General features: G+C 37.3%; 17 protein-coding genes. All 17 read left to right on the top strand.

Annotated features, from left to right (window positions below):
• Positions 1 to 430: 430 nt before the first annotated feature.
• Entirely contained in the window at positions 431 to 1,651 is a 1,221-nt protein-coding gene (locus PG840_RS08225) for a hypothetical protein (protein WP_195484239.1), read from the top strand.
• Positions 1,652 to 1,771: 120 nt separating this feature from the next.
• A complete protein-coding gene (locus PG840_RS08220) occupies positions 1,772 to 2,599 on the top strand; it encodes a ParA family protein (protein WP_195484238.1) in 828 nt (275 codons plus the stop codon).
• The gene (locus PG840_RS08215) at positions 2,553 to 3,488 is read left to right on the top strand and encodes a ParB/RepB/Spo0J family partition protein (protein WP_195484237.1); all 936 of its coding nucleotides are present in this window, start codon (positions 2,553 to 2,555) and stop codon (positions 3,486 to 3,488) included. The genes PG840_RS08220 and PG840_RS08215 overlap by 47 nt, the downstream gene beginning before the upstream one ends.
• 265 nt (positions 3,489 to 3,753) lie before the next feature.
• Positions 3,754 to 6,822, top strand: coding sequence for a VaFE repeat-containing surface-anchored protein (locus PG840_RS08210; protein ID WP_207733046.1), 3,069 nt, complete (start codon positions 3,754 to 3,756; stop codon positions 6,820 to 6,822).
• A complete protein-coding gene (locus PG840_RS08205) occupies positions 6,794 to 7,108 on the top strand; it encodes a hypothetical protein (protein WP_082432805.1) in 315 nt (104 codons plus the stop codon). The genes PG840_RS08210 and PG840_RS08205 overlap by 29 nt, the downstream gene beginning before the upstream one ends.
• Before the next feature lie 98 nt (positions 7,109 to 7,206).
• Positions 7,207 to 7,683: a JAB domain-containing protein gene (locus PG840_RS08200; protein WP_195484236.1), complete on the top strand. Its 477-nt coding sequence runs from the start codon at positions 7,207 to 7,209 to the stop codon at positions 7,681 to 7,683.
• A gap of 241 nt (positions 7,684 to 7,924) precedes the next feature.
• Positions 7,925 to 9,316 carry an AAA family ATPase gene (locus PG840_RS08195; RefSeq protein ID WP_195484235.1) on the top strand — a complete coding sequence of 464 codons (1,392 nt, stop codon included), beginning with the start codon at positions 7,925 to 7,927 and terminating at the stop codon, positions 9,314 to 9,316.
• Positions 9,309 to 9,989 (top strand): hypothetical protein, encoded by a 681-nt coding sequence (locus PG840_RS08190; protein ID WP_055181143.1) that lies wholly within the window; start codon positions 9,309 to 9,311, stop codon positions 9,987 to 9,989. Before PG840_RS08195 ends, PG840_RS08190 begins: the two co-directional genes overlap by 8 nt.
• Positions 9,990 to 10,071: 82 nt before the next feature.
• A complete protein-coding gene (locus tag PG840_RS08185; protein ID WP_195484234.1) occupies positions 10,072 to 11,265 on the top strand; it encodes a DUF4062 domain-containing protein in 1,194 nt (397 codons plus the stop codon).
• A gap of 121 nt (positions 11,266 to 11,386) precedes the next feature.
• Complete coding sequence (locus PG840_RS08180) at positions 11,387 to 12,379, top strand: DUF3991 and TOPRIM domain-containing protein (RefSeq protein ID WP_207733044.1); 993 nt, start codon at positions 11,387 to 11,389, stop codon at positions 12,377 to 12,379.
• Between the two features lie 8 nt (positions 12,380 to 12,387).
• Positions 12,388 to 12,699 carry a hypothetical protein gene (locus PG840_RS08175; protein ID WP_006426180.1) on the top strand — a complete coding sequence of 104 codons (312 nt, stop codon included), beginning with the start codon at positions 12,388 to 12,390 and terminating at the stop codon, positions 12,697 to 12,699.
• Positions 12,700 to 12,868: 169 nt separating this feature from the next.
• Positions 12,869 to 12,976, top strand: coding sequence for a DUF3789 domain-containing protein (locus PG840_RS08170; RefSeq protein WP_006426179.1), 108 nt, complete (start codon positions 12,869 to 12,871; stop codon positions 12,974 to 12,976).
• Positions 12,977 to 13,096: 120 nt separating this feature from the next.
• On the top strand, positions 13,097 to 14,083 hold the full coding sequence (locus tag PG840_RS08165) for a DUF5688 family protein (protein ID WP_270206080.1): 987 nt from the start codon (positions 13,097 to 13,099) through the stop codon (positions 14,081 to 14,083).
• Complete coding sequence (locus PG840_RS08160; protein WP_195484232.1) at positions 14,080 to 14,418, top strand: plasmid mobilization protein; 339 nt, start codon at positions 14,080 to 14,082, stop codon at positions 14,416 to 14,418. The genes PG840_RS08165 and PG840_RS08160 overlap by 4 nt, the downstream gene beginning before the upstream one ends.
• Positions 14,409 to 15,854: a relaxase/mobilization nuclease domain-containing protein gene (locus tag PG840_RS08155; RefSeq protein WP_195484231.1), complete on the top strand. Its 1,446-nt coding sequence runs from the start codon at positions 14,409 to 14,411 to the stop codon at positions 15,852 to 15,854. The genes PG840_RS08160 and PG840_RS08155 overlap by 10 nt, the downstream gene beginning before the upstream one ends.
• Positions 15,829 to 16,710, top strand: a complete 882-nt coding sequence (locus tag PG840_RS08150; RefSeq protein WP_021740714.1) for a DUF3801 domain-containing protein — start codon at positions 15,829 to 15,831, stop codon at positions 16,708 to 16,710. The genes PG840_RS08155 and PG840_RS08150 overlap by 26 nt, the downstream gene beginning before the upstream one ends.
• 5 nt (positions 16,711 to 16,715) lie before the next feature.
• Positions 16,716 to 17,720, top strand: a complete 1,005-nt coding sequence (locus PG840_RS08145; RefSeq protein WP_021740713.1) for a hypothetical protein — start codon at positions 16,716 to 16,718, stop codon at positions 17,718 to 17,720.
• The last annotated feature ends 3 nt before the right edge of the window (positions 17,721 to 17,723 follow it).

The raw sequence follows: 17,723 nt of genomic DNA, 5'->3' as shown, positions 1-17,723 counted from the left end.
TGCATGGAATTGGGTAAAAGTTGGGGAGTGAGTTGGGGAATTTCAATTCCCCAACTGTCGTATGAAACTTCGCCTCATTCTTCTGAAATAAGTAGGCGAAGATTGCCTGTTTTATTTTGTTGGGGAGTAGTGTAATTACCCAATATTTACCCAACTTTTAACGTATGATAGCGTAAGATTCCCCAACTTTTCATAAACTATCGTGGAAATATTTTCCGATTAATGAAAAGAGAAATTGAGATTATAATAGAGAAAAGTTAGATGGTGAGGTATATTATAGAATACTTTGTTTCCTAGCATGAGAAAGTCACAAAACAGGTGGTATAATTAAAAATGAAGAGCAAAAAGGCAGAATTGTGATATATTATATACGTTGAAAAAGTGTTTAATAAATTTGGAATCGTTGACTAAAGAATAACGAGGTAAAAGTATGGAAAAAGATGTTATATCAGAAGCTGATGATACAATAGTTATTGATGTTCCAGAGCAAAAGGAATATGTAATATCGATAGCAAATAATAGCTATAAGATAAAACCAATTTTTTCGATTTATGTTTATGAACAGTTAATAGAAGATATAAATGAGGAAAATTGGAAAAATAAAATTGCAAAAATTCTACAATTGGAAATAAATAAAACAGGGGAAGGTAGTCCAAGTATCAATGATATTTTAAACGATCCAACAGAACCATGTAAAAAATATATAAAGGTATTATTAGAACAAAATAGAAAGTTGAAAGAATTCTATGACGAAGATCATGACGAAAACGATGAATATAAAAAAATTGAAAATGCGGTAAAACAGTATAATGAGTACACTTTTGAAAATATGAAAAGTGGAATGTTAGAAATACAGAAAAAAATTACGACAATGAGAAATAATCTGTTTGACCAAATTCCAAAATATGATTTTTCATCAGCTTTTTCAGATTTTAATGATATCGCTAGAGGCATTCAAAATCAGATAAGAGATTCTTTGGAAAAATTTAAAAGCTCATTACCAGAATTTAATTGGGATGATTGGAATGAGGGAATAAAGTATTGGGGTGAAAATGGATGGACAATAATTCCGCATGCACCTGCAGGTTTATTTAAAACAAAAATTGCTGATAAGTCGGAAAGAGATAAAATAGCTTTACGATATTTGAGAAAAAATGATATGGAAGATTTGTTTGCGGATTTACAAGAAATGCGACTAAATCATAAGGATTTGAACGAAGCTATATATTGTTATGATAATAAGTGTTATAAGGCTTGTGCGATGATATTGTGTTCTATGATAGATGGAATGATATATAAACGTCAGCCAGTTAAAAAGGACAGTAGGAGAAAAGGAGATAGTAAATTTTTTAAAAAAATAAAAGAAAGTGGATTAAAGGAAGATCTTTTACAACAAAGTTTTTTCTTACTTCAAATGAATAATCTTATAGCATATTTAACGAAATTGTTTGAAAATGGTAACGATTTTCAATTAGATACAAAAGTGTTAAACAGAAATTTTTTATTACATGGAATGAGTAAAAAGAGTGTTAGTCAAAAAGAATGTAAGCAATTATTTTTGGCGGTTTATAATACGAAATTAATTATAGAAGGCGTAAATGGTAGGTTGAAAAAGAAAAATGTTAATATAACTCAAATGCTATCGAATTGAGAATACATAGCCGATTGGTTTAACCAAGAATCAGTCGGCTTTTTTTATACTCATTTTTATACATAGCCAGTCCCGTAAAACGGATTGGCTATTAAATTTTTCGAGGAAGGAGGAATCCACATGACCAAGTGTAAAGTAATCGCCCTTGCAAATCAGAAGGGAGGAACAGCTAAGACCACAACAACATTGAATCTAGGAATCGGTCTTGCACATCAAGGGCGAAAAGTATTATTGGTCGATGCTGATCCACAGGGAGATTTAACAACCGCATTGGGGTGGACTGATGCAGATAATCTTCCGATTACGTTGGATACACAGATGAAGAAGATATTACAAGACGAACCGTTTGTGTATAATGAAGGCATTTTGCACCATGAAGAAGGAGTAGACGTTATTCCAACCAATATCGAGCTATCGGGCATGGAAATCTCACTGGTAAATGCCATGAGCAGAGAGCAGACTTTAAAGCTGTATCTGTCAGATTTGAAAAAGGATTATGATTATATCCTGATTGATTGTATGCCTAGTTTGGGAATGTTGACTATCAATGCATTAGCTGCCGCAGACAGTGTAATTGTTCCAGTTCAGGCTCATTATCTTCCATTAAAGGGTATGACGCAGTTAATGAAAACAATCGGTAAGGTACAAAGACAGCTAAATCCTAATCTGAAGATTGATGGAGTATTGCTGACACTTGCAGATATGAGGACAAAACTGGCAAGGACAACAGAGAATAGCCTTCGAGAAAATTACGGGAAACGTATCCGAATTTTCAAAACGGTTATTCCAGTGGCTATCACAGCGGCAGAAAGCAGTGCAGCAGGACAGAGCATTTATGAGTATGACAAGAATGGAACTGTTGCAAAGGCGTATGCAGAATTTACGAGGGAGGTGATTCAGTGTGGCGAAAAGCAAAGAAATAAACATGAATCTTCCCTCAGCCGATGACCTTTTTACCACGCAGGAAGAAAGAGACCAGAAGAATCAGGAGCATGTAAAAAATATTTCTGTTTATGAAATCAGTGATTTTCCGAATCATCCATTTAAAGTAAAAATGGATGATAAAATGGTGGAGACCATTGAAAGTATTCGAGAACATGGTGTATTGGTTCCTGCTCTTGTCAGAGAGAAGCCAACAGGTGGGTATGAAATGATTTCTGGACACCGTAGAAAAATGGCAAGTGAACTGGCAGGGTTAGAAAATATACCTTGTATTGTAAGAAATCTCAGTGATGACGAAGCAGTTATTGTCATGGTTGACAGCAATCTTCAAAGGGAAGAAATATTACCATCAGAAAAAGCATTTGCTTACAAAATGAGGTTAGATGTCATGAAAAGACAGGGACAAAGAACTGATTTAACTTCGTCGCCACTGGCGACAAAGTTAAAAGGAAAACGTTCTGATGAATTATTGGGTGAGGAGGTTGGAGAAAGTAAAGACCAAATCAGAAGATATATTCGATTAACCTACTTGATACCGGAAATTCTTGATATGGTCGATAACAAGAAAATTGCCATGCGTCCGGCGGTGGAGCTGTCTTATTTGCCAAAAGAAGAACAGGAGATATTGTACGATACCATGGAATCGGAAGATTGCACTCCAAGTCATGCACAGGCAATCAAAATCCGCAAATTTTCAGCAGAGGGCAGGTTGAATGAAGATGTTTTGCTGTCGATTATGTCAGAAGAGAAGCCAAATCAGGTAGAGCAGTGGAAAATCCCGAAGAACCGACTGAAAAAATACTTTCCATCGGGAACTACACAGCAGAAAATGGAAGAAACCATTATCAAAGCACTGGAATTATACCGGAAACGGGAAAAAAGCAGGGAACGATAGGCATTTTGACACCAAGGGAGAAGTCTATCTGTTGGCGGTCAATGAGAAATCAGCCTTTTTCTGTTTTCCCCTCCCCACACCCTACCCCTTTGGTTTACCAGCAGATTACCAGCCGAAAAGACAATAAGGAGCCGGGAACCTCTTTTCTTTCGGCAGGTCAGAGATTCCCATACCCTGCATGAAAGCAGGGAGTAAACAGCATAAAGCAACAACAGGCGTTCCAGATGGACGTCTTTTTTGATTGAAAAGAAAGGAATTGTAGAAAATGAAGAAGATATGGAAACGAGTGTGTACAGGACTTCTTACCCTGACCACGATTTTAACCGCATTACCGACTACATCGGTTCAGGCAGCGGAAACACAATACTGGACGGAATCCTCAGAGAGAGTCGGATATATTGAACATGTGATGAATGATGGAACCATTCATTCGACATTCAATGAAGGTCACATGCGAGTAGAGGGCGAAACAGCCTATTGTGTAGATATTAACACCGGATTTAAAAATGGGTATAAAACCAGACACGATGCGAGTTCCAGTATGAGTGCTACACAGATCGAAGATGTGGCATTGTCACTGGAGTATGTAAAGCAGTATAGAGGCAGTCACAGCAACCTGAATGCGAATCAGGGATATCTGTTGGAACAGTGTGTAGTATGGCAGAGACTGAGTGAGTATTTAGGCTGGCAGTGTGATAATGTCCGAGCTGCATATTCTGAGATTTCACAGGATATTCAGAATGAAGTGTATACAGGAGCGAGAGCATTTGTACAGGCAAACAAAGGTCGTTATAAATGTGGCGGATATATCTATACTGGAGAGGGACAGGATCTCGGACAGTTTTGGGCAGAACTGAATGTCGGAAATGCAAAAGTAAAAAAGACAACCGCAAATGAGAGTGTCACAAATGGAAATGCGATGTATTCCATTGCAGGGGCAACCTTTGGCATATTCTCAGACCAGAATTGCAGTAATCAGATTGGAACACTTACGACAAATGAGAATGGAGATACAAATGAGGTTGAAGTGACTGCAGGGACTGTTTATATCAAAGAGCTTTCTGCACCGAAGGGATATAAGCCGGATACGACAGTACGCAGTCTGAAAGTTGAAGCCGGAAAAACAGTTACATTAAATGTTTCAGATGTTCCGAAAGTAACAGAGACACTGGTAGACCTGTTCAAGATTGATATGGAGATAGGAAAAGCAACTGCACAGGGGAATGCAGCACTGGCAGGAGCAGAGTTTACCTGGCATTATTATGACGGACTTTATACAAAAGATAACTTACCAGAGAAAGCAACACGTACCTGGGTTACAAAAACGGTGGCAGAAAAGAGCAGTGACGGAAGTATTCATTATGTGACAAAACTGTCAGATGCTTACAAAGTATCCGGAGATGCATTTTACACTCAGAATGAAAAAAGTGTATTACCACTTGGAACACTGACTGTTGAAGAAACCAAAGCACCAGACGGATATTTACTTGATGGAGCTTATATGCAGGCAGGAGACAGTACAGAACAGATAAAAGGAATGTATCTGACACAGATCACAGAGGACGGAGAACTTGCAGTTCTTTCCGGAAGCAACCAGTATTCCGTATCTGACCAGGTAATCCGAGGTGGTGTGAAGATTCAAAAACGTGATTTAGAGACAAAAGATACCAAAGCACAGGGAAGTGCCACATTAAAAGATGCAGCATTTGCAATTATTTCTCTGAACGAGAATCCGGTTCTGGTAGAAGGAAAACTGTACAAGAAAAATGAGACAGTTAAGACAATTCAGACAGGGATTGACGGAGTAGCAACAACATCGGCAGATTTACTTCCATATGGTAAATACAAACTGGAAGAAACCAAAGCACCGGAAGGTTATCTGACTGACGGGGCAAAAGCGATTGAATTTTCGATTACGGAAAATGGAAAAATAGTGGATTTAACAGGCGAAAGCCATTCCATTTACAACCAGATTAAACGTGGAGATTTGGAGGGAGTAAAGATTGGAGCAGGCACACATAAGAGACTTGCCAATGTTCCTTTTAAGATTACGAGCAAAACAACCGGAGAGAGCCATATCGTAGTAACAGATAAAAACGGTCAGTTTTCAACTGCTTCCGATTGGGCGTCTCATAAGAAAAATACAAATGCCGGAACATCCAGTGAGGACGGTATCTGGTTCGGAATTTCTGAGCCGGACGATAGCAAAGGTGCATTACTTTATGACACTTATGAGATTGAGGAGTTAGCTTGTGAATCTAACAAAGGTATGAAGCTGATTCCTGCATTTGAAGTTGTTGTAAGCAGAAATAAAGTGAAAATAGACCTTGGAACACTGACTGATGAGTATGAGAAAGAGATTACCATTCATACCACAGCAACGGATAAAATAACAGGTGAGAAGGTAATTGTTGCAGGAAAGAAAGTAACGATTGTGGATACAGTTACTCTGGACGGTCTGGAAGAAGGCAGAAAGTATCAGTTAAAAGGCTGGCAGATGTTGAAAGAGGAAAATGCAGAACTGCTCATTGATGGAAAGCGTGTGGAGAGTGATTACACTTTTGTTGCTGACAGCGAGAAAATGAAAGTAGAAGTTTCTTATACGTTTGATGCATCAGAACTTGGCGGACAGAATCTGGTTACATTTGAAGAATTATATGACCTGAAGAATCCGGAAGAACCTGTAAAAGTTGCAGAGCATAAGGACATTGACGATGAAGGTCAGACAGTCCTGATTACAGAGCGAAAGATTTCGATTCATACCACAGCAACGGATAAGAACGGTAAGAAAGAAATTGAAGCCGGAAAAGATCTGACGATTGTGGATACAGTTACATTAGAAGGATTGGAAATCGGTACAAAGTATAAATTGTCTGGTTGGCAGATGATTAAGGAAGAAAATGCAAAGCTGATCATTGATGGCAAAGAAGTTACCAATGATTATGAATTTACAGCGGACAAGGAAAACATGGAAGTGCAGATTGAGTTTACTTTCGATGGCAGCACTCTTGGAAGAAAACAGCTTGTAACCTTTGAAGAACTGTATGATATAACAAATCTGGAAGAACCGAAAAAGGTAACAGAGCATAAGGAAATCAACGATGAAGGTCAGACTGTAACCATCAAAGAAGTACCGGAAACACCAACCCCAGAGACACCGGGTACTACTACAAAAACCAGTAACCCTCCGAAAACAGGAGACACTGCAAATGCAATTTTATGGATAGCCATTCTGGTATTATCAGCAGCCGGAATCATAGGAGTTCGTATCTGGAATAAAAAGAAACAGGTTAAGAGATTAGGAATTGAAGAAAAGAAAGAAGAGGAGGAGTAAAACAGAGGGCGGCGATAAGCTGCCCTTTGATGATGAAATGGGAAAAAATCAGAAAGCAATAAAAGTATTACAGCGTTTATTTGATGCCGGATACGGAACGGAAAAAGAGATTGTCAATATGGCGATGGATGAAATGCTTGCTTTGCCGGGAGTGAATGTAGCAGATCTGTGCATTATCAGTGAGCTGCAGAAAAGCATTAAGGCAAACAAAGTGATAAGCTATTTGTCAGGAAAAAAAGAAGTAAAGGAAGAAACGAAAGGAGCAGATTATGGTGGAACAACCTAAATATTTGGAAATGACATTATCACAATTGAAATCATATGTGGAATCTTCAGAGAGTAATATTTTTTTTGTTGTAGAATTTCCAAAAGGAGATCAGAAGGATGGAGAATGAATTGGAAGTTGTGAATATCCGTCTGGTAAAAGAGCCATCTCTTTATAGTGAGCAGACATTGGACAGTCCACAGGCTGTTGTAGAATTAATGGCGAAGGAGTTATCCCAATATGACAGAGAGGTATTTTGCATCTTGAATATGAAAAATAATGGACAGGTAATCAATATGAATCTGGTCAGTGTTGGAACGATTAATGCATCTTTGGTAATTCCCAGAGAAGTTTTTAAGAGCAGTATTCTGGCAAATGCTTCTGCAATCATTGGACTTCATAATCATCCCAGTGGTAATGTGAAACCGTCAAAAGAGGATATGATTGTTACGAGAAAGTTGCAGAAGTGTGGACAGCTATTGGGAATAGAATTGTTGGATCATATTATTGTCGGTGGAACTAATGGAAAGATGCTCAGCTTCCGAGAAGAAAAGATGTTGAATGTGATAGGAAGGATGGGAGAGATGGAAAGATAAAACATATATATAATATAGAAGAATCAATCTAATAAAGTAATTGATTTGAGTGGTATTATTTGGATAATATCGCTCAAATCAATAATTCTAGCGAATAAATAATGAAAAAATGAACACAATATAAATAATATTATAATTTAAAAAATAGAATAAAAAATACCAAAATGTAAAATGAAATTGAAAAATCAAATGTTTTGTGTTAGAATATAGATGCGATTTTAATGGATTATAGGAGGCAATTATGGGAAATATTGTTGTTCGTTTATCATCATTAACTTTAAAAAATATTAAAAATGTAAAGAATGGTATTATTATAATGCCGCTTGCTAATGAAAGAAAATTTGAATGTAATAGAGCTGAGATTTTGGGAATTTATGGACAAAATGGATCTGGTAAAACAGCAATTGTCGATGCACTTTATTTTTTACAAGGTATTATTACTGGTGAGGAATTAGATCAAAGGATTATAGATTATATCGATACAGATTCAACAAATGCAGAGATAAATGCTGAATTTAAAATATTTGGAGATAACGTACTGTATGAGGTAGGGTATCATATTATTTTTTCGAAAATAGATGATGGCGTTATTATTGAAAGAGAATATTTGAATTGTGCAATAAATAAAGATGGCAATAGAACGAATAAGAATGTTTTTATGGATTATCAAAGAACTCAGACAGATGTTGTTTTTAAACCATTGAAAAGAGTTGAAGAATTAGTTGGGAAAGATAAAAATGTAAAAATGGATCTTATTGTTGCACGAAAAATAGCAGAAAAGAGTAATTGCTCTTACATTTTTGGAAAAGATAGTAGAGAAATTTTCTTTAAAAAAAATAGTGAATTTAAGAATTATTCCATTGTTATTCATGCATTGTTTGATTTTGCACTTAAAGATTTGTTTGTTATTAGAAGTTCTCATTCCGGTTTGATTTCTGCAAATTTCTTGCTCCCAATGGCTTTTCGCATTGAAAAGGAAAAAACAGGAATGAAAGGGGATTTTGCAGTTCCATTAATGGAACCAGTTATTTTAGATATTAAAAAGAAAGATATTCTTAATGAGATTGTAGATCAAATCAATACTGTTTTATATACAATTATTCCGGGAATGAGTATTGAAATAAAAGATTATGGAAAGCAAGCAATGGATTCTGGTGAAGAAGGCTGGAAAGTTGAGCTTATGTCGAATAGAGAAGGAAAAAGAACGATTCCGATTCGTATGGAATCTGAAGGTATTATTAAGATAGTATCTATTTTAAATGTTCTAATTCAAGCATTTGGAAATTCTTCTATCTGCTTAGTTATTGATGAATTAGATGCTGGAATTTTTGAGTATATGTTAGGAGAATTATTAGATATTTTCAATAAGAGTGCAAAAGGACAATTGATTTTTACATCTCACAATCTACGTGCATTAGAGATGTTGGATAAAGATAGTATTATGTTTTCTACTGCCAATCCAAATAATAGATATATTCACATGAAAAATGTGAAAGGATCTAATAATCTCCGAAGTATGTATATTAGAAGTATTACTCTTGGTGGACAGGAAGAAAAAATATATGAAGAAACTGACAGCTTGAAAATTGCGAGAGCATTTAGAAAAGCAGGAAGGAGACTGCGAAGTGAATGAAAAAAAGGTAGTTACGGTTATTGTTGAGGGGCCTAGTGATGAAAATGCTATAGGTGGAATATTGAAAGAGTTTTTTTCTTCGGAAGAAGTGCAATTTGCAGTTGTTCATGGAGATATAACATCTAATTATAGTACAACAAAAGAAAACGTAGTGTCAAAAGTAGGTGCTTTAATAGAGACTATCAAAAGTAAGTACGGATATAATTGGGGAGATTTTGTAAAAATTATTCATATAGCTGACACAGATGGTGCATTTACTAAAAATTGCATTAAGGAAGCAGAAGTTGAAAATATTCAATATTATGAGGATCATATGGAATATTTTGACATTGAAGAGGTTGAAAAAAGAAATGCACATAAATCAGAGATTATGTTTAAGTTGTACACAACTGGAAAAATCCGCAATATTCCGTATAGGTTATATTTTAATTCATGCAATTTAGAACATGTTTTATACAATGAACTTAAAGACTTTTCAGATGATGAGAAAGAAATACTTTCGGATGAATTTGCTGAAAAATATGAAGGAAAAGTTTTGGAGTTTATAGATTTTATTTCAGATAAATCAGTTTCCGTTGAAGGAACATATAAAGAAACGTGGAAATACATAGAAAAAGATATAAATTCACTTCAACGTCATTCAAACATGCATTTGATTTTTAAAACAGATTAGTAAGCACGTATATATTGATATTTTATCAATAATTTTACTAATAAAAAATAGAAAAAAGTCATAATAGAAAGAGGGCGTGAAAATGCAATATATTTCAGGAGAGGCACGTAAACCATCAATATTTGTAAGTTCTACATGTTATGATTTAAAACAGATTAGGCAAGATATTAGAGAATTTATTGAAGCGGATTTAGGATATGAAGCCATATTATCTGAATACAATTCTTTTCCAATAGATCCGGATAAAGATACTATAAATAACTGTCTTCGAGTCGTAGAACAAAGAGCTGATATAATGGTACTAATCGTTGGCAGTCGATATGGGTACATAACAGATCATGGAGAAAAATCAATTACTAATTTAGAGTATTTACGGGCAAAAGCAAAAGGTATCCCGATTTTTGTATTTATAGATCAAAAAGTAAGTAATATTTTGCCTGTTTGGAAGAAAAATAAAGAAATGAATTTTTCAGATATTGTAGATTCGAAAAAAATATTTGAATTTGTAGATACTTTAAGAAACAAAGATAGTAATTGGGTATACGAGTTTAACGCAGGTCAAGATATTATAAAATGTCTGAAAAATCAATTGGCTTATTTGGTTAATGATAGTTTATGTTTAAGAAAACATTTTTCAAAAGAAGGGGTATCGCCTAAGGTGTTAAAATATTCCGGGCGTGTATTTGAATTAGTAGTTGAAAAACCGGCTTTGTGGGAGTACTTATTATTTGCAGAGGTATTAAAAGATAATTTGAATAAACTGGATGATTTGCGATATGATATGAAATACGGTATTTCATTTGAAAGAACAGTTTGTTTTGAAAATCCTATAGAAATTTTTGATTATGTTCAGGCAAAAAGTAAAGAACTTATTCGGAAAAATGATATTCTTTGTGTTATACTTAATAAGGCTCTTAAAGAAGCACTTGGTGAACGTGGAACGCCAGGAAATGCTGAGTATATAATTTATGTAGCAGAAAAATTGATTGAAGTATATAAAAGCGATCATCTTTGGGCATTAGATTTTAAATGTATTAGTGTTCCAGAAATGTTCGAAAAATTGATAGAATATACATCAGAGTTGAGCAAATCTATAATAGAAGATATTGAGAATTTTATAGATGATTATGATAAACGAATTAATGAATTAGCTTATGGTTTAGAGGATATTTCTGGAGAAAAAGTAGTATCTTTTAACCTTGAATTACGCAGTCCAGATATGAATAAGATTAATGCAGAAATTAAGCGGTTAGAAGAAATATTATTAAATAATTAAAAAAGAATATACGTGCCTTACATAGCCAGATGGTTCCAACTCAAGGAATCACCTGGCTATTTTCATGCCCGGATATTATCCCCAATAATATCAATCTAAGGCAAGAAAGGAGATGAAAATTATGCCATATATACCACCATCGGTCGTGCGGGAGGTCAAGCGGATGGATTTGCTTACGTACTTGAAAAATTATGAACCATACGAATTAGTTCACTTTTCTGGCAACACCTACACTACCAGAACACACGATAGTTTGAAAATATCAAATGGGAAATGGATGTGGTGGAGTCAGAGAACCGGTGGCAGATCAGCATTGGATTATCTGATTAAAGTAAGAGGATACAGTTTTTTAGAGGCGGTTGAATTGCTTGCAGAACGGGCAAATATTCAGCCGCCTCTTTTTGTATCTGAGAATGTTCCGATGGAGAAACAGTTACTGTTGCCAAAGAAAAATCAAGATGATCAGAAAGTGATTGCGTATCTTTTAGGACGTGGGATTGATAAGGAAATCATTCAGTTTTGTTTGGAGTCCGGAAGAGTTTATGAAAGTGCATTTCATCATAACGTAGTGTTTGTAGGGATGGATGAGAAAGATAATCCGAAATATGCAGCTCTTAGAGGAATCGGAACCAGCTTTATAGGAGAAGCAAATGGAAGCGATAAGAATTATTCTTTTTCCATTTTTGCAGAGAAATCCAATGATACGGTGCATCTGTTTGAGTCAGCCATTGATTTGTTATCCTATGCGACGTTGCAGAAATTAGACGGGAAAGAGTGGAGGAGAGAACATTTATTGTCACTGGCAGGTGTCTATCAGCCAGAAAAAGAAATTGAAAAAAGTAAAGTCCCTGCAGCGTTGACCAGGACATTAAAAATGCATCCAGAGGTGAAGACAATCGTTCTGCATTTGGACAATGACCGTATTGGGAGACTTGCCACAAAAGCAATTTCTGCAGTGCTTCCAAAGCAATATCAGGTAAAAGATGTACCGCCAAAACAAGGAAAAGATTACAACGATCTGCTCTGCATCAAGTTAAATCTGGCAATTACAAAGCGAGAAAAAAGCACGAAAAAGAGTATGTCTGGTCATGAAAATATGAGAGATAGAAGGTGAAAAAGAACATGAAAATTGCAAAATATGAGCTGAAGGTCGTGCATAAGAAAAAGCTGATTTTGACGATGGAAGACGATGTGGACAGTGAAGAACTGTTGAAGATTTTTCTGAAAACACAGTTGAAAGAAGAAAAAGAACAGAGTGAATTACTTGGAATTATTGCTGAGAAAGTGTCAGAAGAAAGCTGTACAGAGCAGTGTGAAAGTTGTCAAAAGTATTGTCCGGCAAGTGAAGAATGTATGGCAACTGATGAAAATGTACGATGCACAAAGTGTGAATACTTGTGTGAAGCTTGCGGGATTTGTGAACTGAAAAAATAAAAAAAGCAAGTGCTTTTTCGGCAAGTAAATCTTCTGATACCCGGAACAGTGAGACGGGTGCAGAAGAATACACAATACCAGCAAGCAACGCCTTTGGATTACCACACAGTTTTCCTGTCTGGCAGTCCGGCGGCAGCTTGTCAGGGAGAATCCCTGAAACCCTCAGAAAATGAAAAAGGAGAAAGTAACAATGTTGAAGTTTATTTGTGGAGTATTAGTAGGTGGCATTATAGGAGTAGTGTTGATGTGCCTATTACAGATTAACAAGATTCAGTAGACAAAAAGAAAGGAGATACAAGATGCTGGTTGAAGTATCAATGAAAGACAAGAAGAAAGCAGAAAGACGATATCAGGAATATTTAAAGAAAATGAACAAGAAGAAGGGAGAACAGAAGAAATGATTGCAAAAGAAATGATAGCAGAAAAGGTATTTGCGGAAGGTGTAGCAAAAGACATCCGGAATTTTCTACCAGCTAAATATGAGAATGCAGAATTTCAGGTAATGCAGATGAATAAAAATAATGGAGTCCAGATGGTAGGAGTCCAGGTAAGACTGCAGGAAGAAAATGTGTGCCCAGTTGTCTATGTAGAACCGTTCTTCAATGAAATACGTTTGGGTGAACCCGTTGAGAAAGTGATGAATGAAATTGCAAGATGCATGGAAGAAGCAGGCAATGTTCCGTTTTTGCACAGTGGTATTAACCCAATGGATTATGATTCAGTGAAGGAGCATCTGGCAGTGATGCTTGTGAACACCCAGGCAAACAAACGAATGTTACAGGAAATGCCTCATGAAAATATGGAAGATCTGTCGGCTATCTGTTATGTGGATTTTCCGGTAGAGTCTAACGATGGAAAAGCGACTATGAAGGTGAAAAATGAACATCTTAAGATGTGGAATGTGGATGCAAAGGAAATGTTCCAGCAGGCCAGAGCAAATACACAGCCTGTAAATACACCGATTCTTCAGTCAATGGACGAAATGTTGTTGAGTATTTTTAATGAAGAAGGACATGCAACAAACCTGTTAGATGAAAATGTTGATTTTGGACTTCGTTCACATGATATGCTGTATGCACTTACGAATGTAGAAAAGCAATATGGAGCATCTATGATCACGCAGCCAGAAGTTTTAAATAAATTGGAACAGCTTTTTCCAGAAGGATTTTATGTGTTACCGTCATCTGTGCATGAAGTTCTGATTGTTCCGGATAATGGAGAGATGGAACCGAAAATGCTTGGTGAAATGGTACGGGAAGTAAATAAAAATGAAGTGGAACGGCAGGAGGTTCTCTCAGACAGAGTTTACAGTTACGATAAAGAAAAACACCAGATTCACCAGGAACCAGATTCTATACAGAAAGTAAAGGAGATGGAGCGTTGAGAAAACGTAATGTAGCAATCCTTTTCCGATTGAACAAAAAAGAAGCAGAGGCATTGGATAAGAAAGTAAAGAGAAGCGGACTGAACCGGGAAGCTTACCTGAGACAGTTGATTTCTGGTGTTGTTCCAAGAGACGCACCGCCGCCAGATTATTATTCTATGATGCGGGAGCTGCATAAGATTGGAAATAACTTAAATCAGATCGCACAGAAAGCACATGTGTTAAATGTGGTAGATGTGCAGCGTTACGATAAGGAAGTGCGGAAGTTCAATGAAGCAGTCCGTAAGATTACAGAAGCAGTGATACTTCCGGGGAAAAATAAATCATGGCAGTGACATCAATCTGGAGCATCAAAGGTTGGATTGGAAAAGTCATCAATTATGCGGAAAATCCAGATAAGACCAAAGAACAGACGAACCAAGAACTGATTTCAGAAAGTGAAACTGGGCAATTACAGGGATTTAATGATGTGATTACCTATGCGGTGAATGCCGAAAAGACCAGACGGGAACAATCCGAATCCGTAGAAACAGAGCTTGTCGGAGAATCGGAAGAACTGATGGAACAGTATGTATCGGGAATTAATTGTGCACCGACAACTGCCAGAGAAGAAATGATTGCAGTCAAAAAGCGTTTTGGAAAGGAAGGCGGGATTGTTGCATTTCATGGATATCAGTCTTTTGCACCGGGAGAGTGTAATCCGGCAATGGCACATGAGATTGGAAAGAAGCTGGCAGAAGAATTGTGGGGTAGTCAGTATCAAGTGCTGATTGCAACTCATTTGGATAAGGCAAATCATTTACACAATCATTTTGTGGTGAACTCAGTTTCATTCCTTGACGGGAAAAGATACCACAGGACAAATCAGGATTATCGGGATATGCGAATGGTGTCGGACCGGTTATGTAAAGAATACCAGTTATCGGTTGTCGGGCAGCCGGAACAGGGAAAAGGAAAACATTATGCTGAGTGGCAGGCAGAACAGCAAGGAAAGCCGAGTTATCATAGCATGGTAAAAGCAGATGTTGATGAAGCAATCCGAAAAGCGAGGACTGAAAAACAGTTCTTTTTTTATTTGCGGGAAAAAGGATACTTGTTTAAGTTTGGAAAAGACATCACTATTCGTCCGGAAGGGCGAGAGCGAGGTCTGAAGCTAAAGCGGAACTTTGGAGAGAATTATTCGCTGGAAGCAATCCGGGTTCGGATTCTGGAAGAAAATGAATTACCTGCCGAGAAAAAAATTTCAGTTGGGAAGTATTACCGGATTCAGGTATCCGGCAACTTTAAGCAGACAAGAAAAATCAGAGGGCTTCGGGGATTGTATCTGCACTACTGTTATCTTTTAGGAATCCTGCCGAAGAACCGCCTGTCAATATCTGCCAAACAGGTGCATGTATTGTTCCGGGAGGATTTGTTAAAACTGAATACCATTTCAAAAGAGACGAAGCTGCTCTGCCATTATCACATTGATACTGCGGAGCAGCTTTTTTTGTTGAAAGAAAGTTTGCAGAAGAAAATGGAGCAGTGTGTGGAGGAGCGGAAGCACCTGCGTTATAAGATCCGGGCAGACAGACCGGAAGAAGAAATACAGGAAATGAAGGAGCAGATAAAAGTTCTGACAGAGAAAATTGGAACGCTCAGAAAGGAGGCAGTACTTTGTGATGGAATCGCCGCACGTTCCAAGGTAATCGAAGAAAAATTTAAGATGGTGCGGGAAGAAAAAGAGAAGAAGGAGGAACAAAGCCATGAACACATCAGGCGAAGCCGCTGATCAGGTGGTCCGAATGTCGTTGGAAGTCGGTGAAGCAGCATTGAAGATCAGTGGCACAGGAGCGAAGCATCTGGCAGTGATGCTGTATGCAGTCTTAAAAGAGAAGAAAAAGACAAAAGGCAGAGTAAGACTTGAAACACTGGTCAAATCAGGTAGACCACTGACGGTATTTTCAGTGAAAGAAAGTGATCTGAAACAATTTGTTCAGGAAGCAAAACGATATGGCGTGTTGTACTGTGCAGTCCGAAATCCAAGAGGAAGCAGTGACGGATTGATAGATGTGATTGTAAAGGAAGAAGATGCACCAAGAATCAACCGTATCGTAGATAGATTCCAGTTTGCATCTGTAACAGAAGCAGCGAAGATTAAGACGGAAATTGAGCGGACACGTGCAGAAAAAGCAAAAGCCGGAAAATCAGAGAAGCAGGAAAAGAAGCCGGAAAAAGTACAGGTTCAGCAAGAAAAACAGGGACAGGCAGAGCCGGAAAAAGATTATCCGCAGAAATCCAAGGAGGATCAGCTTATGGACGAGTTGTTTGGAGAGTCGGTGAAGAAAGAGGGTAAGGAGCAAAACCCTTCTTTGGCAAAGACGACCAAATCCCGTCTGTCCGAGCCTACCTCAAAGAAGCAAGAGAAAACCGCAGAGGGTACTTCTAAGTTATTTACCCCGGAAAAACCAGAGAAACCATCGGTCAGAAAGGAACTTCGGGAAATACAGAATGCAAGGAAGAAAGAAGCGGAGCGGCGTGAGAATAGAAATGATCCGGTGAGAAATCAGGGAAATAAAGACCCGAATCAGATTCGCCACCAGCAGCCACAACAGAAACGAAAACCAAGGAAAGGGAAAGAGAGGTAAATTTTATGGATAATAGTTTTGATTCTTTATTAAATGCATCGGCTGTACCACAGGATGAAAAGGTACAGGCATTTATTGCGGAAAGCAAAAATAACAGGAATCGCTGCTATGAGTTGTCAGAGCAGGTAACCGCACAAGTGGCAACGGATGGGAAAATGCTGCAGAAGTATCTGGATGTACAGAGTACCTTTGATCGATATACTACCAATAATGCACTTCTGATTCTGGCACAAAGACCAGATGCACAGAAATTAGGTGACTATGGATACTGGAGAGATCATGGATTTTATTTAAAACGTATGGAACAACAGAATCCAGTTCTGATTTTAGAGCCAGGAAAAACATATAAGCGTGAAGATGGTACAGTTGGAAATTATTATAATGCGAAAAAGCTATATGATATTTCTCAGACAACAATGTCCGATACTACAATTCAAAAGTCAGAATATGAAGAACATGATTTAATCCGGGCGTTAGTCAGTACCCCTCCGGTAAATATTGTTGCAGCAGAACCAGAACAGATGCCGGATGAAAAAGGAGCATTTTTTAAACCGGAAGAAGGTTGTATTTATGTAAGAAAAGGGATGAGTGCACAGGAAATCTTTCAGAATCTTGTGCCGGAATTGGTATTTGCCGGATATGCGGATGGAAATCCACACTATGATAAAAATGAAGATGCATTTCATGTATCGTGTGCGTCTTATATGTTGTGTAAAAAATATGGAATGGATACCAGTCGATATAATTTTTTACATGCACCAGAGTTTTTTGAAAAAATGGAGACTCAGGAAGTGAGAGTGGAACTTTCCAGAGCCAGAGATGCAGCGAATACAATTTCTGCAAGAATGGCAAAGGTACTGGATCAGAATCGGAATGCAACTTACCGACAGTCAGAGGCTGAAAAAAACGGGCAAGACAGTTCTGAAAATGTGAAAGATAAGAAAGAAAATCCAGAGCCTGAAAAGAAAGAACAGAAATCCAGAGGACAACATAGAAAAGAAGCACGCTAGAAA

Source organism: Coprococcus sp. AM97-35 (assembly GCF_027697525.1).
Lineage (GTDB): Bacteria > Bacillota > Clostridia > Lachnospirales > Lachnospiraceae > Allocoprococcus > Allocoprococcus comes.
This window is presented reverse-complemented; position numbering and strand designations above follow the sequence as displayed.

Coding starts and splice junctions, on each gene's coding strand:
- PG840_RS08155 (WP_195484231.1), top strand. CDS start 14,409: ATGGCAGTGACATCAATCTGGAGCATCAAAGGTTGGATTGGAAAAGTC.
- PG840_RS08210 (WP_207733046.1), top strand. CDS start 3,754: ATGAAGAAGATATGGAAACGAGTGTGTACAGGACTTCTTACCCTGACC.
- PG840_RS08195 (WP_195484235.1), top strand. CDS start 7,925: ATGGGAAATATTGTTGTTCGTTTATCATCATTAACTTTAAAAAATATT.
- PG840_RS08220 (WP_195484238.1), top strand. CDS start 1,772: ATGACCAAGTGTAAAGTAATCGCCCTTGCAAATCAGAAGGGAGGAACA.
- PG840_RS08165 (WP_270206080.1), top strand. CDS start 13,097: ATGATTGCAAAAGAAATGATAGCAGAAAAGGTATTTGCGGAAGGTGTA.
- PG840_RS08170 (WP_006426179.1), top strand. CDS start 12,869: ATGAAAAAGGAGAAAGTAACAATGTTGAAGTTTATTTGTGGAGTATTA.
- PG840_RS08225 (WP_195484239.1), top strand. CDS start 431: ATGGAAAAAGATGTTATATCAGAAGCTGATGATACAATAGTTATTGAT.
- PG840_RS08145 (WP_021740713.1), top strand. CDS start 16,716: ATGGATAATAGTTTTGATTCTTTATTAAATGCATCGGCTGTACCACAG.
- PG840_RS08200 (WP_195484236.1), top strand. CDS start 7,207: ATGGAGAATGAATTGGAAGTTGTGAATATCCGTCTGGTAAAAGAGCCA.
- PG840_RS08175 (WP_006426180.1), top strand. CDS start 12,388: ATGAAAATTGCAAAATATGAGCTGAAGGTCGTGCATAAGAAAAAGCTG.
- PG840_RS08150 (WP_021740714.1), top strand. CDS start 15,829: ATGAACACATCAGGCGAAGCCGCTGATCAGGTGGTCCGAATGTCGTTG.
- PG840_RS08185 (WP_195484234.1), top strand. CDS start 10,072: ATGCAATATATTTCAGGAGAGGCACGTAAACCATCAATATTTGTAAGT.
- PG840_RS08180 (WP_207733044.1), top strand. CDS start 11,387: ATGCCATATATACCACCATCGGTCGTGCGGGAGGTCAAGCGGATGGAT.